Here is a 23,106-nt window from a genome sequence, read left to right as displayed (position 1 = left end):
ATATTGAATAGAATCAAGATTAAACAATAAATTAAAAATGAAAAAAGGTATTCACCCAGAAAACTATCGTCCCGTCGTATTCAAAGATATGTCCAACGGCGATATGTTCCTTACAAAGTCTACTTGCAAAACAACTGAGACAGTAGAATTTGAAGGCGAGACTTACCCCGTGGTTAAAGTCGAAATCTCAAGCACTTCACACCCGTTCTATACCGGTAAGAGTAAACTTGTTGATACGGCTGGTCGTGTCGATCGCTTTATGAACCGTTACGGTAAGATCAAGAAATAGAATATCGTAAGATACATTAAGGAAAATAAAAGTGCGTTCGGCCGTAGTTGCATATGCGGTTGGTCGCACTTTTTTATTGTATTATAGCTATGAGAGTTATCAAAATCATTATTTGTCTCGTCTTCTCTGTTTCAAGTTTCATATCGTGCAGCAAGGATGATAACGACAACAAACATCCTACTACCCCTAATGCCAACGCCAATATACCTACGGCAGACATCCCCGAAGAAATCGTCCGACTTGAATTTCCAAAACTCAAAAACGGAAACAGCATCGTCCTTGTGCATAAAACAAACGACCAATATGGCGTAAACTATTCTACGGAGTGGGATACCCGGTTGTCGGCTCAGCGCTGGTCGTGTTATCAGATGTATGATAGCAACAGCGGCGGACACGTGGGTCGCTATGACACTAGCAACGGTTATCCCAACGATGAATTGTTGCCGCATGACTATCAACTGATTCCCGATCCTTATTACGGTTCCGGATTCGACCACGGGCACATTTGTCCGTCGGCTGATCGACAATATTCAAAGGAGGCAAACAGACAAACTTTCTTCCTCACGAATATGCAACCGCAGTTCAAAGAGTTCAACCAAGTGGATTATCCGTGGGAACAGATGGAAGAACAAGTGCGTAGTTGGAATATGTCGAGCTTTCGTGACACGCTTTATGTGGTCAAGGGAGGAACTATCGACAATGGAAATATTCTACAATATCTCAGCAGAGGCTCTGTAAGAATCCCCGTTCCAAAATTCTTCTTCGTAGCAATCCTCTGCAAAAATGCAACCGGTTACAAGGCGCTGGGCTTTTGGTTCGAGCACAAGAAATATAAAAAGAAGCGTCGTCTCGGCGATTACATCACGAATATCGACCAATTAGAGGAGCTTACGGGAATCGACTTCTTCTGCAATCTACCCGATAATATAGAGGAACACGTAGAGAGTCAACATACCGATAACATTAAAAGAGCGTGGGGATTGAAATAAACTTAGTCGGAAAAATTTGGAAAGAAACGAGCCCAAAGACTTAGAAGCAAAATAAAATCAAGCAAGCCTAATAGGATATTCCTATCAGGCTTGTCTTATTTTATACAAATCAACCGAATCGCCGGCATCATTCTTCAAATACGATTTTCATCTGTTTGACATTCGCTGAATAACGTTTGAAATAGAAATCATCTATTTCACCGCCGTCTGCTGCATAGAGATAGCCCGTGAAAACACGATCATTAAGATTCAACTCTTTGTAAGGAATCCGCATTTTATAATCTCCTTTCTGTTCTTTATACGTGAGATAGACGTCTCCCGATTGTCGGTCAATCTCCCAAGAGAATGCTCTCACATAGTCGGCATTATCCGATGAGTTTCCTTTCTTAAAGTCATACTGTGTTCCTGTGCCGTTGATTGCACGACTATTGCTCTGTATAAACTCGATATCCGTACTGAAATCAATACTGTCTATGGCTTTTCCGCTCTTATCAATTTCATAAGCTCGCATCGTGCCTCTCCACTTTCCAGCCATTGTCTGGGCCATTGCCACCCAGAAATCATCATCATTGCTCTGCCTTTGTTGCCTGTTCCCATTGGGATAATAATGGTTATCCCTCCGATAATAATGTTCCTCTTCACATCCGATCAGAGCTAATGGCAGTGCGGTTATTGCCACAACAGCCATCAATGTCATCATTTTTCTCATATCGCAATACTATTACTTCTTATTTCTCCCGAAAGAATCTGACAGGCTGTTCATTCGTTGTCGTACTGTCTACAACGGCCCGACCGTAAGGGAAATGGTTCCGACCATAATCATAGTCACTCCAATTAGGCGACGAAACGTGTGTCAGACGGAAATCCACGATTTGTTTTCCATAATAGATCGTGCCTTTAAAGTACTTTCCATTCAGTCCATAATCCCGAATCTGAACAGTGGTTCTCTCTTCCACGAAATAAACAGTGATAGTACCGTTATCCACCGTCCATTCAATATGATTAGCCACATAGTTCCTTCCCCAACCCGTATTACGATAATGATCAATCCAATAACCCGTTCCCGAAGAGTAAGTATAAGGATCGCGTAAGAAACAAATCTCCGAATAAGTAGTGTCATAAGTCCGGCCATTATAGGTCGATGAAACATACATATTGCCTTTCCACGTACCTTCCAAGGTATAAGCTATACCCGAATCTTCATCACACGAGGTAAAGGTAAATGACAACAACACCGCCAGCATCGCCGTAATCAAAGTCGAAATCTTTTTCATTGTCTTACTATTTAAAATTATTTATTCTGTCGTTTATTTCTGCTGCAAATATAGAAAAAACATAAAGCCGAGGCAAATCATTTCATCTATTTCTGCATAGGACAACTCCTACCCCTACGAGGGATTTCCCTAAATATCATTAATTCCACCTACTCGACCGTCGTTTTCCATCTAAAATTACTATCTTTGCAATGTTATCAATTAAAGAAAAGATAAAAATGAAAACAGTTTACGAATTCTCTGTCAAGGACAGAAAGGATAAAGAAGTATCTCTCAAAGAGTATTCAGACGAGGTTCTCCTCATTGTAAACACAGCCACCAAATGCGGTTTCACTCCCCAATATGAAGAGTTGGAAAAATTATATGAGAAATATCACGCACAGGGATTTGAAATATTAGACTTCCCCTGCAACCAATTCGGACAACAAGCACCGGGTACTGACGAGTCAATTCACGAGTTTTGTAAGCTCAATTATGGTACGGAGTTCCCGCGTTTTAAAAAGATTAAAGTCAACGGAGACGATGCCTCCCCTCTCTATAAGTTTTTAAAAGAGCAGAAAAGTTTTGCCGGTTGGGATATGAGTCATCCCATTGCACCTATCTTGGAAAAGATGTTGACTGAGCAAGATCCCGACTATAAGCAGAAAAACGACATCAAATGGAATTTTACTAAATTCCTCATCAATAAGAAAGGACAGGTTATCGCTCGCTTCGAACCTACTGAAAAGATCGAGAATATAGCCAAAGAGATTGAGGAATTGCTGAAATAGTAGCGTGAGTTTGTTAGTTGATGAGTTTTTAAGTTTATAAGTTTTCTTACTAACTTAAAAACTCATCAACTTATAAACCAACAATTTATAGCTGATAGTGAACGGTAAAACTGAAGCTCCATCAACTAAAAAACTTATAAAATTCAAAGATTTATCAATTTAAAACTTATCAACTTATGGATTCACGAGAATACACACGCTGCTTAATTATCGGCAGCGGACCGGCAGGATATACAGCTGCCATTTATGCAGGACGGGCTAATCTCAACCCCATCCAGTACGTCGGATTGCAGATGGGAGGCCAACTCACACAGACCACAGAGGTAGAAAACTTCCCGGGTTACCCACAAGGCATAGACGGCAATCAGATGATGATGGACCTGAGAAAGCAGGCCGAGCGTTTCGGTGTAGATATCCGCGACGGAATTATCACCAAAGCCGACTTAAGCAAACAACCTTATGTACTCACTACCGACCGTGGAACGGAAATCGAAGCAGAGACTGTCATTATTGCAACAGGTGCTTCTGCCAAGTATCTTGGCCTTGAAGACGAGAAGAAATACAATGGACAGGGGGTCAGTGCGTGTGCTACCTGCGACGGCTTTTTCTATCGCAAGAAAGTTGTTGCAGTTGTAGGTGGCGGCGATACAGCCTGCGAAGAGGCTACCTATCTGGCCGGATTGTGCAGCAAGGTATATATGATTGTACGCAAACCTTATCTTCGTGCTTCTGAGGTTATGAAGAAACGGGTAGAAGATAATGAGAAAATCGAAATTCTTTACGAGCACAATACACTCGGCCTTTACGGTGAAAACGGACTTGAAGGGGCACATCTCATTAAGCGAAAAGGTGAAGCAGATGAACAGAAATACGATCTCCCGCTCAATGGTTTCTTCCTCGCCATCGGTCATAAACCTAACACCGACGTGTTCAAAGACTGGATCGACCTCGACGAAGTGGGGTATATTAAGACCATCGAAGGTACTCCTCGCACCAACATTCCGGGTGTCTTTGCTGCCGGAGATTGTGCAGATCGTGTCTATCGGCAGGCCGTCGTGGCCGCAGGAAGCGGTTGCAAAGCTGCCTTAGAAGCCGAACGCTATCTCGCAGACATCAATAAATAACGATGAAAAGGTGAAAAGTAAAGGGGTGAAAAGAATGATTTTACTTCTCTAATCATTCTTTTCACCCCTTTACTTTTCACCTTTTTCACTTTCTCTTATGCTCCTTTGTATTGCAATTAACCGTTAAATGAAAGGCGATTGGTTGTTGGTTGACTTCCATTTGTATATTAGTACTTTCTGAAAGATACAGATTTTCTGATTTAAAAGTCCATACTTTTTTATTTGATTGAATAGAGCCCGTGCTGAAATCGGTTCTCATTCGATTCAGAAAGCTGATGGAATGGTGATGAGATAAGAGATTACACGAGTCTGATTCCTTGCTCGTCGAGCACGATCAAGCATCGTTTATACAGATCGCCGACGGCCTTTTTGAATGTTTTTTTGCTTACCTGAAAGCGGCGTTTGATATCTTCAGCATCACTCTTGTCGCCTAAATCACAGAAGCCTCCGTTGTTTTTGAGATATTGCAGCAATGTGTCCGAGAAAGCACGGGCCTGCTGATAGCCTAAGGGTTGCAGTGTTACGTCAAGTTTCCCGTCTTCGCGCACCTGTGAGATATAACCTTTCATCCGGTCGCCGGTATGAATTCGCTTGAATATTTGGTCTTCATAGACCAGTCCCTGATATCGATTATCAATAATAACTTTAAATCCCAAGTTTGTCTTCTGCCATATCAGCAGATCCGTTTCAGTACCGACGGTATAGGGCGGAGTGTCTTTTTGCAAGTAGTGTTCAATCTTAGCAGAGGCCGCGATACGATAACTCTCTCTGTCGATATACACAAATACGATGTAACTTTCGCCTATTTCCATCCTCATTTTCTGCTCGCGGAACGGGCAAAAGAGGTCTTTCAGCGGTCCCCAATGCAAAAATGCGCCGTATTCGTTGACCCATGACACCTCCAAATAGGCAAAATCGCCTACCTTTGCCAATGGTTTCTGGGTCGTGGCAACGATTCGTTCTTCATTGTCGAGATAGATAAAAACATCTAATTCATCACCAATCCGACAGTCTTTCGGCACATATCGACTTGGCAAAAGAATCTCTCCCTCATCTCCTCCGTCGAGATAGAGCCCGAAATCCACGGCCTTCACAATGGTAAGTCGATTGTATTCGCCTAATTTGATTCGTTTCATCATTGCTTGTTGATATCTCCCTTACTTCTCGATTTCAGATATTTCGCTTTCAGGGAGCGGAGTTTTTGTCGGAGTATCGGTATCGACAATCATTCCGTCTTTTAAATGAATGGTGCGATCGGTGATGTTTGCAAGCTCTTCGTCGTGGGTGACTATGACGAAAGTTTGCCCGAATTTGTCACGCAAATCGAAAAATAGTCGGTGGAGTTCTGCCTTGTTTTGGGTGTCAAGACTACCGCTCGGCTCGTCTGCAAGGATAACGGCGGGGTTGTTGATCAGGGCTCGTGCTACGGCAACACGCTGTTTTTCGCCTCCCGAGAGTTCGTTGGGCTTATGGTGAATGCGGTCGTTCAGTCCCATAAAAGCCAGCAATTCTTTGGCTCGTTCCTTGGCTTCGCTCTTACCGATACCACCTATAAAGGCCGGAATCATTACGTTTTCCAAGGCCGAAAACTCAGGTAACAGCTGATGGAATTGGAATACAAAGCCGATGTTTCGATTGCGGAAGTCGCTCAATTTCTTTGTATTCAATGAGCAAATATCGATTCCGTTCACCTCAATTGAGCCGCTGTTGGGTCTGTCGAGCGTACCGATGATTTGCAGAAGCGTAGTTTTTCCGGCTCCGCTCGGGCCGACAATACTTACCACTTCGCCCTTGTCGATATGCAGGTCAATGCCTTTGAGCACCTGCAACACCCCGAAACTCTTGGTTATTCCTTGAATATTGATCATTGTGAGTACAATTGTTCCTTTGTGAAAAATGTGGAATCTACTTGTGCTCGTTGTAGTATTGCAAACCCAATTGCACGTTCTTGATCAGTGCCTTGGATGAATATGTAGCTCCGCTGACACCGTCTACATCTTGTTTGGCTGCTTTCTTAACAGATTTTCCTTCCCAAGTGGCAAGCACAGTCTTGGCTTTTTCAAAGAATTTCGGCGTCTCCTTGTTGGACAAAGCCTCTATTTTCACCACCTTATCCTTTTCTATATAGATTTTAACGGGTGTCGAACCTTTAAATCCTTTGACGTTTTTACTTAGTGAAGTTGTATTGACAATAGTTATTCCTTCACGCTTGGTGATGACTTCATCATCTTGTTTTGCACTGGCAAATACTACAATTGCGGCAACAGCTAAGGCCGGAAGCATCATCTTGAAATACTTATTCATCGTTTTTCTATTTATATTTTACACAATTTTTATACCAAATGACCGATTAATTCGTCTCTTTCGCCCGCGAGCATATCAATGACCGGAATTTCTACCATCGTGTAGCAGCCCGGCTGTTGACGCATAGATGCGCGCGCAACGTTGACCAACACTTGTCCTGTCAGTGCCGGATTGTTGATACTCATATCAAATTCAAGACGCTGATTCTGTGTTTTTCCGCTCACACCTTTACGTACCAGATGTACGCCGTGACCCATATCGCGCACAGCATCAACCGAAGGTACGGAGAAAACATGTGTTTCATCGTTGGCGAAATACGGGTCTTCTTTAATCAGTTTACTTACATTCTCTATCTTGGCACCGTCTTCCAACTCCACATAGACCATCCTTCGATGGATTCCTTCACCCAAAGGGATGGTCATCGAAAGGGCATTCTGCACCCCCGCTTTGCCGCGAGCACATACCGAATGGCCCATACTCATACCCGGCCCGAAGTTGGTATAGGTGAGACCTTTGGGCGCGAGGCTCTGCATTAAAGTACGAACGATGGAGTCGGAACCTGGATCCCAACCCGCAGCAATCACCGAAACAGCTTGATGTTCTTTGCAGATGGGCGCCAACTGAGCACGATAGTCGAGAATACTTGTATGAATATCGAAGCTGTCTACGGTGTTGATGCCCAACGAGAGAATCTCTTTGGCATACTCAGGGCAGCTTCGTGTGGGTGTTGCCAAGATGGCAACGTCTACGTTTTCCAGTTCTTTGATATTCTTAACCACCGTGTATGGGGCCAACTCCATCGGTTTATTGTCAGCGCCGTTTCGGCGAACGATACCTGCGATCTCAAGGTCCGGGGCTGCTTCCAATGCCTGCACGGCATAGCGTCCGATGTTGCCGTAACCTACAACGACTGCTCTTATCTTTTTCATATTCATCTATTTTGGTAGCGTTTAATTATTACCTGATTACGACGACAAAATTACTCTTTTTCTCATAAATGTCTGTTTATTCCGTCTCTTTTTTATATGAAAGTTCGTTAAAGGGCTTTCGAAAAGGCATTCGGTCTTTAAATTATGTATTATGCGTTATAAATTATGAATTAATCCGTATCTTTGCAGCCTACAATAATGATAAAAGAAATAGAAAATGAAACATTTACGTATGGCCATCTCATTGTTAGCGATGGCGTTTTCTGCACTTTCTGTCACGGCACAGACGACTCCCGAGTCGGACGACGATGCCAAGTATGCCACCGAAATGCTGAAACCGGGAGTACAGGCTCCGGCTTTCAACTTGAAAACTCTCGACGGAAAGGATTTCGATTCGGCCCGACTCCAAGGCCGTTATGTGGTGATTGACTTTTGGGCTTCGTGGTGTCCGGATTGTCGGAAAGATGCTCCGAATGTGGTGCGGATGTACAACGAGTTTCACAAACGCGGCGTGGAGTTTATCGGTGTGTCATTCGACACCGATCGTGAAGCCTGGCGCAAAGGGGTGGAAAAGTTCAATATCCCTTACGTTCAGGTAAGTGAGCTGAAGAAATTTCACAATACCGACATTGCAAAAGCATACGGCGTGAAATGGATTCCGGCCCTGTATCTCATCGGGAAAGACGGTAAAGTGATTCTTGGAACCGTACTCTCGGATAAGTTGGAGAAAGCACTCAATGAGCTATTCGATACAAAATAAGCACTATCTTGCCTCTGCATCTGAATGAATGGTAGGTAAGGCGAATCATAGCTCGTATATTGTTGAGAATCAACAGAATATAAAGTGCATTCCAATTAACCGTTAAACACCTTGCATTTAACGGTTAAACGGCGTATAATTAACGGTTGATTGCAGTGCATTTAACCGCGACTTGCAATGCGGGAAATCGTTAATTACAGAGTATCTTATATCTATCTGATTATCAATAAAATATAAAGAACAGCCTCTCCCCTCTCCTTTTGGAGAGGAGACGGGGATGAGGCTTTCATCAATTATGCATTTTCCGTTCGGATTTTTTGCATTACCTGTGCAGCGATGAAATTAGGGATAATGTTCTTTTTGCTGCTTCCGATTCTCGGAACAGCCTATTCTCTTTGGCGTATTTGGCAGATTCTGCCATTGAATACAGGTTTTAAAGCCGGCATTGTGGTACTGTTGGCTCTGTCGATCGTGCTGCTTTTCGTAGACTTCGGTCTCGGATTGGATCGCGTACCAATATCAGTAGCCGTGCCGATGTATGAGATCGGCACATCATCTATCTTTATTTTGCTTTATGTAGTGATGCTGTTCGGGCTTTTAGATCTTGGTAGACTCGTACACATCATGCCTTCATCGCTGCTCATCAACAGTGCGAAGGGGAGCTTGGCAATGCTGTTTCTCATTGTGGGAATCTTTGTTTACGGTAACGTTCATTATCGGAACAAGGTGCGTCGGCCGATTGAACTGCTCACAGCCAGGTCGTTGAAGCAACCGCTCAAAATCGTGATGATGAGCGATTTACACCGGATAGGCACTTGTTCAGAATATCTTGTAGCCGAATTACATAACAAATGATTAGTTTATCAATATTTTCCATTTACTATTCAATCATTCTCCCTTCTTTCAGAGGGGCTGAGGGAGGTCATCCTTTATGACGATTGATCTCGCGTGGCTTACCTTTTGGTTTGACCGATTCAATCGAGAATACTTCGGCGGAGGACTTCCTCGTCCGAAGTTAGCACTCTCCCAGTCGCGTACCCAATTGGGAACGATGGCCTGTAAGAGACGTATTCGCTGTGGGAAAACAACTTTTTCTGACTACGCGATACGCCTGAGTATCTATTATGAACAGACCGAACGGCAATTCCAAAACACGCTTTTACACGAAATGATACATTATTCTATTGCTTATACGGGCGTGAAAGATACTTCGCCTCACGGCATCGTGTTTCGCGAAATGATGGATGCACTCAATCGAAAGTACGGTTGGGAAATCTCAGTTAGTGCCCGAATGAATAAGATTGGATGTGCTGTCGTATCTCAAAAAACAACTGATTATTTAGTATTGGCATTGGAAATGCAAAGCGGTGAGTGCTATTTCTCGGTGGTAAATCGTGGTTATGCTACTCGTATCAACGCACAATTGAAGCAATTATTTACAGTAAATCATTTCGCGTGGTACATCTCTTCGGATACTCGTTTTGCTACTTATCCAGTTGTCCGAAGCCTTCGCGGACGGCGTGTCAGTCGTAACTTGTTCGACGAGATGCTGCCCTCGATGCGACAGATAGTAGTTGATTGAGCATTCAAACACTGAAAAAGAAAAGGAGTTAAGCCATTCGTTTTACATTCGGCTTAACTCCTTTATTCTTCAAATTCTTAATCCCAGGCTCGTATCAAAGCTTCGCCAATTCGACAACTCGATCCACTGCGGCCGTCAAACCATCGAGATGCTTGCCGCCGGCAGATGCATAATGCGGCTGACCACCGCCTCCTCCTTGGATGAGTCGGGCTGCTTCGCGCACCATCTGACCTGCATTCAGGTCGTGATCCTTCACCAAATCGTTGCTCAACATCACGCTCAGCAGAGGTTTTTCGTTAGCGGTTGAACCGATAACACACAGCAAATGCGTTGGAATCGATTCCCGAATCTTGAACACGAGGTCCTTAGCCACGTTGGGATCGATAGGCAACACGGCTTTGATCACAGTCGTTCCGTTGATTGTTTCGGCACGCTCGATGAGCAGATTCTTGGTCCGTTCCACAGCTTGTGCTTGAAACTTATCAATCTCTTTACGCATTGCTTCGTGCTCGTCGATATACTTTGTGATGACGGTTTTCAGATCTTTGGCATTGTTGAAGAGGGCTTTGAGATCCTTGATCGTATCTTCCAAGACATAGACAGACTCTTCGCAAGCCTTTCCGGTGATAGCTTCGAAGCGGCGAATACCTGCTGCCACGGAGCTCTCACTGATGATTTTGAACAGCCCGATACGACCGGTGCTCTTGGCGTGGATGCCTCCGCAAAACTCGCAAGACGGTCCGAAGCGTACCACGCGCACCTTATCGCCGTACTTTTCACCGAACAATGCCACAGCGCCCATTTGTTTAGCTTCCTCCATCGGCGTGTCTCTGTGCTCGTCGAGAGGGAAGTCTTGGCGAATCATTTCATTGACCAAGCGCTCCACTTGACGGATTTCTGCATCACTGACCTTTTGAAAATGCGAGAAGTCAAACCGCAATGTGTCGGACGAAACATACGAACCCTTCTGCTCAACGTGGTCTCCCAAGACTTGTTTCAGCGCGTAATCAAGCAGGTGAGTGGCTGTATGATTAGCTGCACTGGCCTCTCGTTTCTCAGTGTCTACACACGCCATAAACGGCGCTTCGGGGTCTTTGGGCAGTTCTTTAACGATGTGTATGCTTTGGTTATTCTCTCGTTTGGTGTCGAGAACGTTGACAGTCTCGTTCTCATTGACCAGCACTCCCTGGTCACCTACCTGTCCGCCCATCTCTCCATAGAATGGAGTGAAGTCGAGAACGAGCTCGAAAAACGAGTTCTTTTTTTGTGTAACCTTGCGGTAACGCAGTATTCTGCACTCGTATTCGGTGTAATCGTAGCCTACGAACTGCTGTTCACCACTGTGCACTTCTACCCAATCACTGTTCTCAACCTGCGCTGCATTGCGTGCGCGAGATTTCTGTTTCTGCATCTCCTCATCAAATTGCGCTTCATCGACAGTTATTCCATGTTCGCGGCAAATCAGTTGGGTGAGATCTAAGGGGAATCCATACGTGTCAAAAAGTCGGAATGCTTGTATCCCGTCGAGCTGTGTTTTGCCGGCCGATTTGAGTTCATCGATCGCATCGGAAAGCAGCGAGATACCTTTCTCTAACGTGCGGAGGAACGAGTCTTCCTCCTCTTTCATCACCCGTCCGATGAGTTCTCGCTGCGCGGATAACTCAGGATAAGCCTCGCCCATCTCGTGAATGAGCACCGGGAGGAGCTTATACATAAAGGCTTCTTTCTGTCCTAAGAACGTGTAAGCATAGCGAACGGCACGCCGAAGAATGCGACGAATGACATAACCGGCCTTTGCATTGCCCGGCAATTGCCCGTCGGCAATGGAGAAAGCCACTGCTCTGAGATGGTCGGCAACCACACGCATCGCCACGTCCGTAGCTTCGTCTTTGCCGTATTCGTGGCCGGTGAGCCGACAAATCTCTTTGATAATGGGTTGGAATATATCCGTATCGTAGTTAGAGTGCTTGCCTTGCAGGGCACGAACAAGGCGTTCGAAGCCCATACCCGTATCAATAACGTGCATCGGAAGCGACTCCAACGACCCGTCGGCTTTGCGGTTATACTGCATAAAAACAATGTTCCAGATCTCGATTACCTGCGGATCGTCCTTGTTGACAAGCGTTCGTCCCGGTGTCTTTGCTTTCTCTTCGGGTGTGCGCGAATCAAGATGTATCTCCGAACAAGGGCCACACGGCCCTGTATCTCCCATCTCCCAGAAGTTATCGTGCTTGTTACCGTCGATGATATGACTGGTCGGAACGTGCTTCGCCCAATAGGAAGCCGCCTCCGAATCACGACAAAGTCCCTCCTCGGGAGCGCCTTCAAACACCGTTACATACAAGTCGTCGGGATTGAGATGCAGCACATCTACCAGATATTCCCACGCATAATCGATGGCGCCTTCTTTGAAATAGTCGCCGAAACTCCAGTTTCCAAGCATCTCAAACATCGTATGATGGTAAGTGTCGTGCCCCACTTCTTCGAGGTCATTGTGCTTACCGCTCACGCGCAGACACTTCTGTGAGTCGGTGCGGCGGCGCGGTTCGGGCTGTTTGTTGCCCAAAATGATGTCCTTCCACTGATTCATTCCCGCATTGGTAAACATCAGTGTGGGATCGTCTTTGATGACCATCGGCGCAGAAGGCACGATGGTATGTCCCTTCGACTCAAAGAATTTCTTGTATGAGTCGCGTATTTCATTCGCTGTCATCATCATTTATTTCGCCAGAATTGATATATTCTTGAATAATTGAATGCAAAAGTACGCAATTTTTTTCAAACCTTATGGTTGGGTGAATTATTTTTAGAAAGAAGCCCCCAAGGGAAAAATGTTGCGGCTTATTATATGTTACTGATAATCAATGATATACAAATTGCTTCCTGATGAACTGTCAATCGTCCTGTAATTAACGGTTAAACACTTGTCGTTTAACCGTTTTTCATTGTGCGTTCAACCGTTAATTGCCGTGCAAGTAACCATTAATTGAAAAAAGATCTGTATGTTGCAGAAAATCAATCACATACAAATTCTGTTCCGTTTTTATTCTTTTGGATTTATGTTTGATTGGAGGATGATGTACCAATCGTCCTCCAATACAGATAAACAAGACGTTTTCCTCTCTAATACAGATGATTATAAGCTGTGCGTTTACCGACTAATGGATATGTTTTCTCTCCCAAGGGAGAGAGATAGAGGGTGAGGCCGTTCTCTAAGATATATAAAATAAGGAGAAAAGGGAATAGTTTTCTTGAATATTTTCAGTATTTTTGCAGACAAAGTAGATTGTTATGCCACTGAATCCGGATAAAAATTTGAAGTTGTATTACTCCATTAAGGAAGTTGCAGCGATGATAGGCGTGAACGAAAGTACCCTGAGATATTGGGAGACGGAGCTCCCGCAGCTCAAGCCTAAGACGCAATCAATTACGAAAGTCAGACAATATACCGAGAAGGATATTGAACTCTTGCGCAGTATCTACACGCTGGTGAAAGTGCGGGGATTCAAATTAGCAGCTGCGAGAAAGATGATCAACGAGAATCGAAAGGGGGTTGACAAAAGTGCGGAAGTACTTACTACCCTCATCTCCGTACGTGATCAACTGAAAGAACTCAAGCTTCAGCTTGACGGTTTGGTGTGAATTTATAATAAAGAGGGATGTCATTTTGCAAGATGGCATCCCCTTTTCGTCTTAGTAAAAGCTCAAAGTAGCTCTTGGAGTTCTTGCATATCGGGAATTTTTCGGAGCTGATCCATAACGGTTTTTACATCTTCGCGGTCGTGAACGCGCAGTTCAATGATTCCGTTGAAGATACCTTCATCGCTGGAAATGGTGATTTTATGGATGTTTACATTAAGTTCGCCGGAGATGACATCAGCCACATCGTGCAACATTCCGGTACGATCGATACCGTGAATAGCAATCGTTGCATCGAAGAGTAACTTACGGTGCATATCCCATTGGGCATCAAGAATGCGATTACCGAAGCTGGATTTGAGTTTGCTTGCTACCGAACAGGTACGCTTGTGAATCTCAATCTGATTCTTATTATCGATATATCCAAGGATATCATCGCCCGGAATAGGATGGCAACAGGTAGGAAAGATATAGCGACCAATGGAATTTTCGGTGATAATACAGGGCTTTTTCTTGTTGAAATCTTTATCGACGATAAGTGGATCGGTGGTTTCCGCCACTGCTTTTTTCTTTTTATCGTGGCCCAAGAAAGGTACATATCTGCGCCAACCCGATGTTCCCGATTCCCTATCCCGGTTCCTTCCGTGCAGCTCATCGAGATCTTTGTCACCAAGAATAATGGTTTTTTCGCCTAAAGCTAAGAAAAGATTATCGTACTTTTGCACTTCATGAAACCTACAAAGTTGGTCTAACACCGAGGTCGTCAACTCTAAATTGTTCTTTTTCAACCAGTTGTTCAGTAGCGTTTCACCGTGCTTTTGCACCTCGCGATTGTTTCTTCTGAGAATCGCTTGAATCTTAGCCTTGGCCTTGGCAGTAGATACGAAGTTGATCCACGAAGGCTGAACGTGTTGTGATTTGGATGTAAGTATCTCCACTTGATCGCCGCTTTGCAGACGATGACTTAACGGAACAAGTTTGTGATTGACCTTGGCACCAATGCAATGACTACCTAAGAACGTGTGAATTTGAAATGCAAAGTCGAGCGCCGTGCATCCGGCGGGCAGTGTTTTAATTTCTCCTTTGGGCGTGAAAACAAATATCTCGGACGCAAAAAGATTGAGTTTGATGGCATCGAGAAAGTCCATTGCATCCGGTTGCGGGTCATCGAGAATCTCTTTGATGGTTCCCAACCAGTCGTTCAGTTCGCCCTCGTCTTCGGCTATTTCATTACCAGCCTTGTATTTCCAGTGTGCTGCGAACCCCTGTTCGGCAATTTCGTTCATCCGTTCACTGCGAATCTGCACCTCGATCCATCGTCCTTGCTTGCTCATCAGCGTCACGTGGAGAGCCTGATAACCGTTGGCCTTGGGATGATTGAGCCAATCGCGCAGTCGGTCAGGGTGTGATTTGTAGATTTTACTGATGGCAACGTAGATATTAAAGCATTCGTTTATTTCGTCTTCTTGCTGTTTAGGCGTGAAGATAATACGCACAGCGAGGATGTCATAAATCTCGTCAAAGGTGACGTGTTTATTCTGCATCTTACTCCAAATAGAGTAAGGACTTTTTACACGAGCCTTGATTTGGTAACCGATTCCCATCTTATCGAGAGCCGATTTGATAGGACCCGTGAACTGTTCAAACAGTAGGTCGCGTTGCTCTTTGGTCAGAGAGAGTTTGCGCTTAATATTTTCATATTCTTCGGGATGCTCGTAGCGGAAACTCAAATCTTCAAGTTCGGTCTTGATTTTATTCAATCCTAAACGATTGGCTAACGGTGCATAGATATACAAAGTTTCACCAGCGATCTTGTATTTCTTGTTTGCCGGTTGGCTGGCCAACGTGCGCATATTGTGCAACCGGTCACAAATTTTGATGAGAATAACACGTATATCATCGCTCATTGTGAGCAAAAGCTTCTTGAAATTCTCTGCTTGGGCCGACGCTTTATCGCCGAATATGCCGCCGCTAATCTTTGTCAATCCGTCGACTATTTGTGCAATCTTAGGGCCGAAGATGTTTTCAATATCCTCGACAGTATAATCCGTGTCTTCGACTACATCGTGGAGCAAGGCCGAACAGATGCTGGTCGACCCGAGTCCCATCTCTTCACAGGCAATCTGAGCAACCGCAATGGGATGCATTATGTATGGTTCGCCGGACAGTCTACGCACTCCTTTATGTGCCTGACGCGCAAAATGGAAAGCCTTAGTGATGATATCCACCTTCTTGCGATGGCGTGATGCCAAGTATGTTTCAAGCAAATGCTGAAACGCCTGGTCAACCATTCGATTCTCGGTGGCCTCTTTCTCTTTGTCGTCTTGCTGTATCTTGTCTGTTTCCATATTGTTGATTGCTGTATGAAGACGCCTTACTTAACTTTGATTTTCTTGCCGGTGCGAATATTAGAACCGCTTATATTGTTCAGTTTTCGCAGTTTCTTGACTGTTGTGTGATTACGGGCGGCAATTTCAGAGAGCGTATCACCATCCTTAATTGTAATACTCTTGCCCTGCAAACGCTGCTTTTTCCCGTGCCGACGAGTCTCTTTTGTGCGCCTGCCCGACTTACGACTGTAAGTCTTCCGAGGACTCGTATACATCGGAACATCATCATTCACAACAACCTCTGTACGCTTGTTGAGCAGCTCGTCGGGGTTATACGCATAAATGGAGTCGGCTTTATCAATAAAGGTATTGATTAAAGCAGCGGGCAAACGCAATGCAGACGGCTGCGAACTGCCATTGATTACATTGCGACGATACTGTGGATTAAGTTCCAATAATTGCTCGGTATCGATATGAAGCACATGGGCAATCTGGTCAAAATGAATATCACGGTTCACTAAAACGGTATCGGTCTTGGCTGGAAGATCTGTTACTAACGGGCAGATATTGTGCTCACAGTAATAGTTCATAATGTAGTTGGCCGCGATAAAAGCAGGTACATAGCCTCTCGTTTCTTGCGGAAGATAAGGGTAAATTTGCCAATAATCGGTCTGACCTTTGGCTCGATGGATGGCCTTTGTTATCTTATCGGGGCCCGCATTATAAGCAGCGATGACGAGATTCCAGTCTCCGAAGATCTTGTATAAATCGCTCAGGTAATGTGCAGCGGCATAAGATGCCTTTACGGGGTCGCGTCTTTCATCGACAAGCGAGTTCACTTCAAGGCCGTACCGTTTGCCCGTTCCAAGCATAAACTGCCACAATCCCGTGGCACCTACACGTGAAACGGCTTTCGGGTTGAGCGCAGACTCGATTACGGGAAGATATTTTAGTTCGAGCGGAAGCCCGTAAGTCTCAAGCGCCTGTTCAAAGATCGGAACATAAAAGTTAGATGCACCAAGCATATAACTTACCGAACGGCGCAGACGCCCGCTATAACGGTCGATGAACTTTTGCACAACTTCATTGTAGGGAAGCTCTATCACCGACGGGATTCGCCTCAAACGATCGATGTAAACACTTTTATCGTAAATCGGATTCACGTTGGGCAGATTGCAACCGGTATCCGGATGGAGGTAGTTTTTCGTGTAATATAAATTCAGCAGACTGTCAACTTCTGTGTTCATAGCCTCGGGCACATCGATCACTTCTTGTTTGCCTTGTGCATTAGTAACCGTAATCTCGTTAGCTTTCTTATCTTCTGTCTGCGCTTGTATGGTGCAAACGCTAAAGAAGAACATTGTGACTATCTGTAAATAAATTCTTTTCATTATTTTGTTTGCTGTTTTTTCTGTTTCCGTTTTAAAAGTTCAAGCTGCATTGTAGTCCCACAGCAGAAGCCGTAAATGGGTTACGCGAAATACGATTATTGATGATGGCCGGTTCAACTCGTAGACTGAGATTATTTGAAATGTCAAATTCAGAGAGCGAAGCATCTACATAAGCGTCGATGACCGACAAAGCATAGACGCCCAAAAGACAAAAGAAGCTGAGATCGCGCCATCTCCGATAGCGATCTTTTCGCTGCTTGAAGAGATTCTGATAGGTAGCCATATTTTCCTTAGTAATGGCTTTTCCTAAATGCAGAAACTGGTTATAGCTCTGCGTGTTGGGGTCATCATCCGATATATCTAAATATGCCTGTGAGTAATCGTGGTACATCTGGTCGTTCCATCGCATTGCATAGACACAGCCAACAAAGCCTCCATATACTAATGGTAACTTCCAATACTTACGATTATAGATTTGTCCTGCACCAGGTAGAACCAATGCAAGCCACAGTGCTCGCTTGGGATTGGGATGCCAAGTGGCCCAATCGCGTACCGGTTTCTTTTTAGGCGTATTCTGAAGAACGGTCTTTTGCAGTGTATCTAACGGTGTTTCGCTTTCCAATTCGATGCTTTTTGCATCGTGATTGACCGTTACTTGCAATGTGTCCAGTTCCCCAGCGAATACCGATCGGGGGGCAATGACTAATAAAATACTGACAATCAGCAATAAAAGTAATATCTTATGATGATGTCTGTCCACGCTGTTACTGCTCTTTCAGTTTATCGAAAATGTTCATAATGCGTTCCAATTCCTGTTCGTCTGCAAACGGAATAGTAATTTTTCCTTTGCCTTTTGCCGAACAACTCATTTGTACTTGGGTATTAAGGAACGCAGAGAGGCGTTTTTTCAAGACATTGAACTCTTTGGGGAGTTGGGGTCGCAGGGTAATCTTCTGTAATTCGTCGCCATCGGTTTCACTGCTTTTAAAATTGCGCACAAGATCTTCCACTTTGCGTACCGAGTATCCGTTTTTCTGTATTTCCTTGAAAAGTTTGATTTGCATAGACGGGCTTTCGAGTGAGAGTAAGGCCCTGGCGTGCCCCATATCAATCTCTTTCTTTTGTAAAGCCATTTGAACCTGGGCGGGAAGTTTCAATAATCGCAGATAGTTAGCCACTGCCGTACGACTCTTTCCGACTCTTTCAGCCACCTTCTCTTGTGTCATTCCGCTGTTTTCCATCAAATGTTCGTAGGCCAAAGCAATTTCGATGGCGTTCAAATCTTCACGTTGGATATTCTCGACAAGTGCCATTTCCATCACAGTTTCATCGTCGATGGTACGGATGTAGGCTGGAATGGCTTTCAATCCAGCGATCTGTGAGGCTCGCCAGCGCCGTTCGCCGGCTACGATCTGAAATTTGTTGTCGGCAATCTGACGCAGTGTGATAGGCTGAACAATGCCGATTTCGCGAATACTATGGGCTAATTCTTGCAACGATTCTTCGTCAAACTCGCGCCGAGGTTGGTTCGGATTGGCCTGAATCTGGTCTATCTGGATCTCGTTTATCGTCGAACTGCCCTGAGTACGAACTGCTTCGGTGGAAATAAGAGCATCGAGTCCACGCCCCAGCGCATTGAATTTCTTATGTACAACCATATAAGTTGATGAGTTATTTTAGTTTTTGAGTTCTCAAGTTTTTTAGTTTTTGAGTTCAGAGCCGATATATCTCAATAGAGAAAACCTATCAACTCGAAAACTCAAAAACTAAAACCCTAACTCTCGCTCTTGCTGATAATCTCCTTAGCCAGTGCCAAATGATTCTTTGATCCGGTAGAATCGGCATCGTAAAGAATAACCGGAAGACCGTGGCTCGGACTCTCGCTGAGCTTCACATTGCGCTGAATAACAGTCTTGAAGACCAGTTCTTGGAAGTGGCGTTTTACCTCGTCATAAATCTGGTTGGCCAAACGCAACCGGCTGTCATACATTGTCAGCAAGAAACCTTCAATCTCCAAAGCCGGATTGAGCTTGCTTTTGATAATCTTAATTGTATTCAGCAGTTTGCTGATTCCTTCCAAAGCGAAGTATTCGCATTGTACAGGAATGATTACGGAATCAGCAGCCGTGAGAGCATTTACAGTGATCAGGCCCAACGAAGGTGAGCAATCGATAAGGATATAGTCGTATTCTTGGCGGATGGTATCAAGCAAATTCTTGATCACTTTCTCACGATTCTCGATATTGAGCATCTCTATTTCCGCTCCTACAAGGTCGATATGGCTTGGGATTATGTCTAAACCGTCGATATCGGTGGTATAGATTGCATCGCGCACATCAGCGTGATCGATGATGCACTCATAAAGAGAACAATCCACCTCTTTGATGTCTACGCCCAAGCCACTTGATGCATTGGCCTGCGGGTCGGCATCAACCACAAGGACACTCTTCTCGAGTGTAGCAAGCGAAGCAGCAAGATTGATGGTCGTTGTCGTCTTACCGACACCTCCCTTTTGATTGGCTAATGCGATAATTTTTCCCATTTGATTCTTCTTTCTTCTATGAAATGTAGATTGCAAAGATACATATTTTATGTGAGAAAGCGGTAGATTAAAGGTTTTTTCGTACTTTTGCAATCTGAAAACAGTTATAATTTATGGATAAAAAGAGACCTTTTATATTAATCTCAAACGATGACGGTTATCACGCCAAAGGGTTACGCAGTTTGGTAGCAATGCTCAGTGATTTAGGCGATATTCTTGTTTGTGCCCCTGAATCGGCCCGCTCGGGATTCTCTTGTGCCTTTTCTGCAGCCGAGCCTTTGCGCTTGAAGCTGCGCCGGCCGATTGAAAATGCCGAAGTATGGTCGTGCAGCGGTACACCGGCTGACTGTGTAAAGTTGGCTTTGGATCAGTTTTTCCATGACCGAAAGCCTGATATTATAATCGGCGGAATCAATCATGGAGATAACGCTTCAGTTAATTCGCATTACAGCGGAACGATGGGTGTTACGATGGAAGGCTGTATGAAATATATTCCTTCGATAGCTTTCTCGCTCTGTGATCATCGTGATGACGCCGACTTTACGCCCTTGCGACCGCTTGTTCGACAGATTGTCACACGTGTGTTAACGACCGGTTTGCCCAAAGGCGTGTGTCTAAACGTCAACTTCCCGAAGCTGACTGAGTTCCGAGGTGTGAAAATTTGCCGGATGGCTTACGGCACGTGGGATAACGAATGCGTGAAAATGCGTCATCCGCACGGTTATGATTACTTTTGGATGACGGGTGAATATACCAACGATGAACCGCAGGCTGAGGACACAGACAGCTGGGCTCTCACACACGGTTACGTCTCGATAACGCCTACAACGATGGATGTCACGGCATATGAAGCAATGAAAGAGGTGCAGAAGTTGATCGTTGAGAACTGACAATTGACAATTCTAATTGGACAACTCTTGACTTTCAGCCCTTAACTTTCAATTAAAATGAGGTATTATTTGATAGTAGGCGAAGCCTCGGGCGACCTTCACGCATCACACCTAATGCGCTCCTTGCAAGCTGAAGACCCGCAAACCGAGTTCCGGTTTGTGGGCGGCGATCTGATGACTGCGGTTGGGGGCACATGCATTCGTCACTATAAGGATATGGCTTATATGGGATTCGTGCCTGTGCTACTGCACTTGCGCACCATCTTTCAGGCAATGGCCACATGCAAACGAGACATCATTCAGTGGCAGCCCGACGTTTTGATTTTGGTCGATTATCCCGGTTTCAACCTCAATATTGCCCGTTATATCCACGCGCACAGCCGTATCCCCGTCTACTATTACATCTCACCGAAGATCTGGGCATGGAAAGAATACCGCATTAAAAACATCAAGAGAGATGTCGACGAACTGTTCTCGATTCTGCCATTTGAGGTCCCTTTCTATGAGCAGAAGCATCATTATCCTATCCATTATGTGGGAAACCCTACGGCAGATGAGGTTCGGCTGTTCCGAAAAGATTATCAGCAGACGGCCGAAGCTTTTAAAAGAAAGAATGGATTGGCGCTCGACAAACCTGTCATTGCTTTGTTGGCAGGCAGTCGACGACAGGAAATCAAAGATAATTTACCCGCTATGATCGAAGCTGCCGGCCGTTTCCCGAATTGCCAAATGGTGTTGGCGGGTGCGCCGTCGATTGAAGAGGCGTATTATGAGAAATTCATTTCGGGTACGAATGTCGTGTTGATGAAAGATCAAACATACGCACTCCTCTCGCATTCGGCCGCAGCGCTTGTCACAAGCGGAACTGCAACGCTCGAGACGGCATTGTTGGATGTTCCCCAAGTGGTGTGTTATGAGACGCCCGTTCCGCATCTCATCCGTTTCGCTTTCAATCATATCATCCAAGTGAAATATATCTCTCTGGTCAATCTCATTGCCGATCGTGAAGTCGTCCAAGAGCTATTGGCTGATCGGTTCACTGTAGATAACATCGCCGGAGAACTCAACCGGCTCCTCAACGACATGTCTTATCGCGCGAAAATGTTGCAAGACTATGCCGACATTCGTCATCGTTTGGGTGACGATATAGCCCCCGATCAAGCTGCAAAGATGATGATCCGCTTGTTAAAAAACGCCTGAAAGGGTGGCCGAAAGGGGAAAGGCGATCAAGTGATACTGCCTTTTTGTCGCAGCCAAAACGGCAGTCCCGAAAGTGATCAAGCGTAAATTGGCTTGCGAAAAGCCGTTAATCGTCGTCCGATTAACGGCTTTTCGCGTTGTAACTAACTGTTAATTGCAATACAACTAACAGTTAGTCGCAATCAGTCGAATAATCGAATGTCATAATTCTAACAAAGACTCAAAGTATAAAGATATACCACAGAGGCAGGAATCGCCATTAAAGATGAGTCGAAACGGTCGAGCATTCCGCCGTGTCCAGGCAAAATATTGCCGCTGTCTTTAATGCCCAAGGTACGTTTGAAGAGGCTTTCCACCAAGTCACCCCATGTTCCGAAGACGGTAACAACGAACCCCAGACCTAACCATTGAACAATGGTGAGCCCCGAAAGCGCATTACTCTGTGATTCTAAATAGCCCACAACAGCAGCTGCAATGAGTACGAAGAGAGCTCCGCCAATGCTGCCTTCCCAGCTCTTGGCAGGTGAGATACGTGGAAATAGCTTGTGTTTGCCCAACAACGAACCAGTGCAATAAGCACCGGTATCGTTCGTCCACAGAAAGATAAACACGCTGAGCGGCAGGAGATAATAATAATGTATGTCGCCGTCGGGGGCCTGTCGGAATGCCAAAACATTGATCATTGAGAACGGAAGAGCGATATACATCTGCGAAAGCATTGTATAGGCCCAGTCGTGTATGGCGTTTTCGTTGCGCGTGTAGAGTTCGCTGACGAAGAGATAAACAATCGTCAGCAGATAAGGAACAAACACACCGTTGGTCTGAATGTAACCGCTGTTGATGCCGGCAACAGCCAGAAAGAAGTAGACTCCGGCCACCGTAGCGATAAAACGATTAACGGTGACAGTCTTTAATTCATTCACTAACGAGCAGTATTCCCATATCGTGAGGCCCGTAATGAGACTGAATAGGAACACCATAGCCTGCGGACGCAGAAATCCCGATACCATTATGGCTATGAAAAGCACGCCCGTAATTGTACGGACAATAAGGTTTTTGGTCTTGCTGCTCATCTTTTTACAGTTAAAAGACC

Annotated in this window: 23 protein-coding genes; 10 read left to right on the top strand and 13 right to left on the bottom strand. The window is 44.9% G+C overall.

What is annotated here, in order from left to right; genetic code table 11:
- Positions 1-37 precede the first annotated feature (37 nt).
- Together RWY97_RS08315 and RWY97_RS08310 are read left to right on the top strand one after the other, a co-directional pair.
- Positions 38-289 carry a type B 50S ribosomal protein L31 gene (locus RWY97_RS08315; protein ID WP_021584477.1) on the top strand — a complete coding sequence of 84 codons (252 nt, stop codon included), beginning with the start codon at positions 38-40 and terminating at the stop codon, positions 287-289.
- 89 nt (positions 290-378) lie between these two features.
- The gene (locus tag RWY97_RS08310; RefSeq protein WP_024991865.1) at positions 379-1,278 is read left to right on the top strand and encodes a DNA/RNA non-specific endonuclease; all 900 of its coding nucleotides are present in this window, start codon (positions 379-381) and stop codon (positions 1,276-1,278) included.
- A gap of 127 nt (positions 1,279-1,405) precedes the next feature.
- Here the strand turns inward: RWY97_RS08310 and RWY97_RS08305 are convergent, their stop codons facing one another.
- Positions 1,406-1,978 carry a hypothetical protein gene (locus RWY97_RS08305; RefSeq protein ID WP_315566598.1) on the bottom strand — a complete coding sequence of 191 codons (573 nt, stop codon included), beginning with the start codon at positions 1,976-1,978 and terminating at the stop codon, positions 1,406-1,408.
- A gap of 28 nt (positions 1,979-2,006) precedes the next feature.
- Positions 2,007-2,552, bottom strand: a complete 546-nt coding sequence (locus RWY97_RS08300) for a hepatitis A virus cellular receptor 1 (protein ID WP_315566596.1) — start codon at positions 2,550-2,552, stop codon at positions 2,007-2,009.
- Positions 2,553-2,770: 218 nt separating this feature from the next.
- Between RWY97_RS08300 and RWY97_RS08295 the strand changes: the two genes are divergently transcribed.
- Together RWY97_RS08295 and trxB are read left to right on the top strand one after the other, a co-directional pair.
- Complete coding sequence (locus RWY97_RS08295; RefSeq protein WP_021584476.1) at positions 2,771-3,322, top strand: glutathione peroxidase; 552 nt, start codon at positions 2,771-2,773, stop codon at positions 3,320-3,322.
- A gap of 176 nt (positions 3,323-3,498) precedes the next feature.
- On the top strand, positions 3,499-4,446 hold the full coding sequence (gene trxB, locus RWY97_RS08290) for a thioredoxin-disulfide reductase (protein WP_315566595.1): 948 nt from the start codon (positions 3,499-3,501) through the stop codon (positions 4,444-4,446).
- Between the two features lie 299 nt (positions 4,447-4,745).
- Here trxB and RWY97_RS08285 read toward each other — a convergent pair whose 3' ends face one another.
- The 4 genes from RWY97_RS08285 to RWY97_RS08270 are packed head-to-tail and all read right to left on the bottom strand — an operon-like array spanning position 4,746 to position 7,679.
- The gene (locus tag RWY97_RS08285) at positions 4,746-5,582 is read right to left on the bottom strand and encodes a CvfB family protein (RefSeq protein WP_315566620.1); all 837 of its coding nucleotides are present in this window, start codon (positions 5,580-5,582) and stop codon (positions 4,746-4,748) included.
- Positions 5,583-5,603: 21 nt separating this feature from the next.
- Positions 5,604-6,314, bottom strand: a complete 711-nt coding sequence (locus RWY97_RS08280) for an ABC transporter ATP-binding protein (protein WP_315566593.1) — start codon at positions 6,312-6,314, stop codon at positions 5,604-5,606.
- 37 nt (positions 6,315-6,351) lie between these two features.
- Positions 6,352-6,750: an FMN-binding protein gene (locus tag RWY97_RS08275; protein WP_021584479.1), complete on the bottom strand. Its 399-nt coding sequence runs from the start codon at positions 6,748-6,750 to the stop codon at positions 6,352-6,354.
- 29 nt (positions 6,751-6,779) lie between these two features.
- Positions 6,780-7,679: a diaminopimelate dehydrogenase gene (locus RWY97_RS08270; RefSeq protein WP_315566588.1), complete on the bottom strand. Its 900-nt coding sequence runs from the start codon at positions 7,677-7,679 to the stop codon at positions 6,780-6,782.
- A 217-nt stretch (positions 7,680-7,896) separates the two neighbouring features.
- On the opposite strand from RWY97_RS08270, the gene RWY97_RS08265 reads away from it, so the two are divergent.
- From RWY97_RS08265 to RWY97_RS08255, 3 genes are all read left to right on the top strand, one after another.
- The gene (locus RWY97_RS08265; RefSeq protein ID WP_315566587.1) at positions 7,897-8,439 is read left to right on the top strand and encodes a redoxin domain-containing protein; all 543 of its coding nucleotides are present in this window, start codon (positions 7,897-7,899) and stop codon (positions 8,437-8,439) included.
- A gap of 336 nt (positions 8,440-8,775) precedes the next feature.
- Positions 8,776-9,294, top strand: coding sequence for a hypothetical protein (locus RWY97_RS08260; RefSeq protein ID WP_315566585.1), 519 nt, complete (start codon positions 8,776-8,778; stop codon positions 9,292-9,294).
- A gap of 76 nt (positions 9,295-9,370) precedes the next feature.
- Positions 9,371-10,021, top strand: coding sequence for a SprT-like domain-containing protein (locus RWY97_RS08255; protein ID WP_315566584.1), 651 nt, complete (start codon positions 9,371-9,373; stop codon positions 10,019-10,021).
- A gap of 94 nt (positions 10,022-10,115) precedes the next feature.
- Here the strand turns inward: RWY97_RS08255 and alaS are convergent, their stop codons facing one another.
- Positions 10,116-12,737: an alanine--tRNA ligase gene (alaS, locus tag RWY97_RS08250; protein WP_315566618.1), complete on the bottom strand. Its 2,622-nt coding sequence runs from the start codon at positions 12,735-12,737 to the stop codon at positions 10,116-10,118.
- A 575-nt stretch (positions 12,738-13,312) separates the two neighbouring features.
- Between alaS and RWY97_RS08245 the strand changes: the two genes are divergently transcribed.
- A complete protein-coding gene (locus tag RWY97_RS08245) occupies positions 13,313-13,663 on the top strand; it encodes a MerR family transcriptional regulator (RefSeq protein WP_021584457.1) in 351 nt (116 codons plus the stop codon).
- Between the two features lie 62 nt (positions 13,664-13,725).
- Here the strand turns inward: RWY97_RS08245 and RWY97_RS08240 are convergent, their stop codons facing one another.
- The 5 genes from RWY97_RS08240 to RWY97_RS08220 form a co-directional block, all read right to left on the bottom strand.
- Positions 13,726-16,008 (bottom strand): RelA/SpoT family protein, encoded by a 2,283-nt coding sequence (locus RWY97_RS08240; protein ID WP_273177488.1) that lies wholly within the window; start codon positions 16,006-16,008, stop codon positions 13,726-13,728.
- Positions 16,009-16,034: 26 nt separating this feature from the next.
- Positions 16,035-17,381, bottom strand: a complete 1,347-nt coding sequence (locus RWY97_RS08235) for a lytic transglycosylase domain-containing protein (RefSeq protein WP_315566582.1) — start codon at positions 17,379-17,381, stop codon at positions 16,035-16,037.
- A 31-nt stretch (positions 17,382-17,412) separates the two neighbouring features.
- On the bottom strand, positions 17,413-18,141 hold the full coding sequence (locus tag RWY97_RS08230) for a DUF5683 domain-containing protein (protein ID WP_315566581.1): 729 nt from the start codon (positions 18,139-18,141) through the stop codon (positions 17,413-17,415).
- 4 nt (positions 18,142-18,145) lie between these two features.
- The gene (locus tag RWY97_RS08225) at positions 18,146-19,039 is read right to left on the bottom strand and encodes a ParB/RepB/Spo0J family partition protein (RefSeq protein ID WP_273177483.1); all 894 of its coding nucleotides are present in this window, start codon (positions 19,037-19,039) and stop codon (positions 18,146-18,148) included.
- 116 nt (positions 19,040-19,155) lie between these two features.
- Positions 19,156-19,923, bottom strand: coding sequence for a ParA family protein (locus RWY97_RS08220; protein ID WP_021584448.1), 768 nt, complete (start codon positions 19,921-19,923; stop codon positions 19,156-19,158).
- A gap of 113 nt (positions 19,924-20,036) precedes the next feature.
- On the opposite strand from RWY97_RS08220, the gene surE reads away from it, so the two are divergent.
- Both surE and lpxB read left to right on the top strand, forming a co-directional pair.
- Positions 20,037-20,813: a 5'/3'-nucleotidase SurE gene (gene surE, locus RWY97_RS08215; protein ID WP_021584461.1), complete on the top strand. Its 777-nt coding sequence runs from the start codon at positions 20,037-20,039 to the stop codon at positions 20,811-20,813.
- Positions 20,814-20,870: 57 nt separating this feature from the next.
- Positions 20,871-22,013 (top strand): lipid-A-disaccharide synthase, encoded by a 1,143-nt coding sequence (gene lpxB / locus RWY97_RS08210; protein WP_021584450.1) that lies wholly within the window; start codon positions 20,871-20,873, stop codon positions 22,011-22,013.
- A gap of 209 nt (positions 22,014-22,222) precedes the next feature.
- Here the strand turns inward: lpxB and RWY97_RS08205 are convergent, their stop codons facing one another.
- Positions 22,223-23,086 (bottom strand): phosphatidate cytidylyltransferase, encoded by an 864-nt coding sequence (locus RWY97_RS08205; RefSeq protein WP_315566578.1) that lies wholly within the window; start codon positions 23,084-23,086, stop codon positions 22,223-22,225.
- Positions 23,087-23,106 lie beyond the last annotated feature (20 nt).

The organism is Hoylesella pleuritidis (genome assembly GCF_963541955.1).
Classification (GTDB): Bacteria; Bacteroidota; Bacteroidia; order Bacteroidales; family Bacteroidaceae; genus Prevotella; species Prevotella pleuritidis.
The sequence above is the reverse complement of the archived record's forward strand: the minus strand, read 5'-3'. Positions and strand labels throughout refer to the sequence as shown.

Bases quoted from the DNA above. Each gene is read 5' to 3' on its own strand.
- lpxB (WP_021584450.1), top strand. From the start codon at position 20,871: ATGAGGTATTATTTGATAGTAGGCGAAGCCTCGGGCGACCTTCACGCA.
- RWY97_RS08245 (WP_021584457.1), top strand. From the start codon at position 13,313: ATGCCACTGAATCCGGATAAAAATTTGAAGTTGTATTACTCCATTAAG.
- RWY97_RS08305 (WP_315566598.1), bottom strand. From the start codon at position 1,978: ATGATGACATTGATGGCTGTTGTGGCAATAACCGCACTGCCATTAGCT.
- RWY97_RS08310 (WP_024991865.1), top strand. From the start codon at position 379: ATGAGAGTTATCAAAATCATTATTTGTCTCGTCTTCTCTGTTTCAAGT.
- RWY97_RS08265 (WP_315566587.1), top strand. From the start codon at position 7,897: ATGAAACATTTACGTATGGCCATCTCATTGTTAGCGATGGCGTTTTCT.
- RWY97_RS08280 (WP_315566593.1), bottom strand. From the start codon at position 6,314: ATGATCAATATTCAAGGAATAACCAAGAGTTTCGGGGTGTTGCAGGTG.
- RWY97_RS08295 (WP_021584476.1), top strand. From the start codon at position 2,771: ATGAAAACAGTTTACGAATTCTCTGTCAAGGACAGAAAGGATAAAGAA.
- RWY97_RS08270 (WP_315566588.1), bottom strand. From the start codon at position 7,679: ATGAAAAAGATAAGAGCAGTCGTTGTAGGTTACGGCAACATCGGACGC.
- RWY97_RS08240 (WP_273177488.1), bottom strand. From the start codon at position 16,008: ATGGAAACAGACAAGATACAGCAAGACGACAAAGAGAAAGAGGCCACC.
- RWY97_RS08225 (WP_273177483.1), bottom strand. From the start codon at position 19,039: ATGGTTGTACATAAGAAATTCAATGCGCTGGGGCGTGGACTCGATGCT.
- RWY97_RS08300 (WP_315566596.1), bottom strand. From the start codon at position 2,552: ATGAAAAAGATTTCGACTTTGATTACGGCGATGCTGGCGGTGTTGTTG.
- RWY97_RS08205 (WP_315566578.1), bottom strand. From the start codon at position 23,086: ATGAGCAGCAAGACCAAAAACCTTATTGTCCGTACAATTACGGGCGTG.
- surE (WP_021584461.1), top strand. From the start codon at position 20,037: ATGGATAAAAAGAGACCTTTTATATTAATCTCAAACGATGACGGTTAT.
- RWY97_RS08285 (WP_315566620.1), bottom strand. From the start codon at position 5,582: ATGAAACGAATCAAATTAGGCGAATACAATCGACTTACCATTGTGAAG.
- RWY97_RS08275 (WP_021584479.1), bottom strand. From the start codon at position 6,750: ATGAATAAGTATTTCAAGATGATGCTTCCGGCCTTAGCTGTTGCCGCA.
- alaS (WP_315566618.1), bottom strand. From the start codon at position 12,737: ATGATGACAGCGAATGAAATACGCGACTCATACAAGAAATTCTTTGAG.
- RWY97_RS08220 (WP_021584448.1), bottom strand. From the start codon at position 19,923: ATGGGAAAAATTATCGCATTAGCCAATCAAAAGGGAGGTGTCGGTAAG.
- trxB (WP_315566595.1), top strand. From the start codon at position 3,499: ATGGATTCACGAGAATACACACGCTGCTTAATTATCGGCAGCGGACCG.
- RWY97_RS08255 (WP_315566584.1), top strand. From the start codon at position 9,371: ATGACGATTGATCTCGCGTGGCTTACCTTTTGGTTTGACCGATTCAAT.
- RWY97_RS08315 (WP_021584477.1), top strand. From the start codon at position 38: ATGAAAAAAGGTATTCACCCAGAAAACTATCGTCCCGTCGTATTCAAA.
- RWY97_RS08260 (WP_315566585.1), top strand. From the start codon at position 8,776: ATGAAATTAGGGATAATGTTCTTTTTGCTGCTTCCGATTCTCGGAACA.
- RWY97_RS08235 (WP_315566582.1), bottom strand. From the start codon at position 17,381: ATGAAAAGAATTTATTTACAGATAGTCACAATGTTCTTCTTTAGCGTT.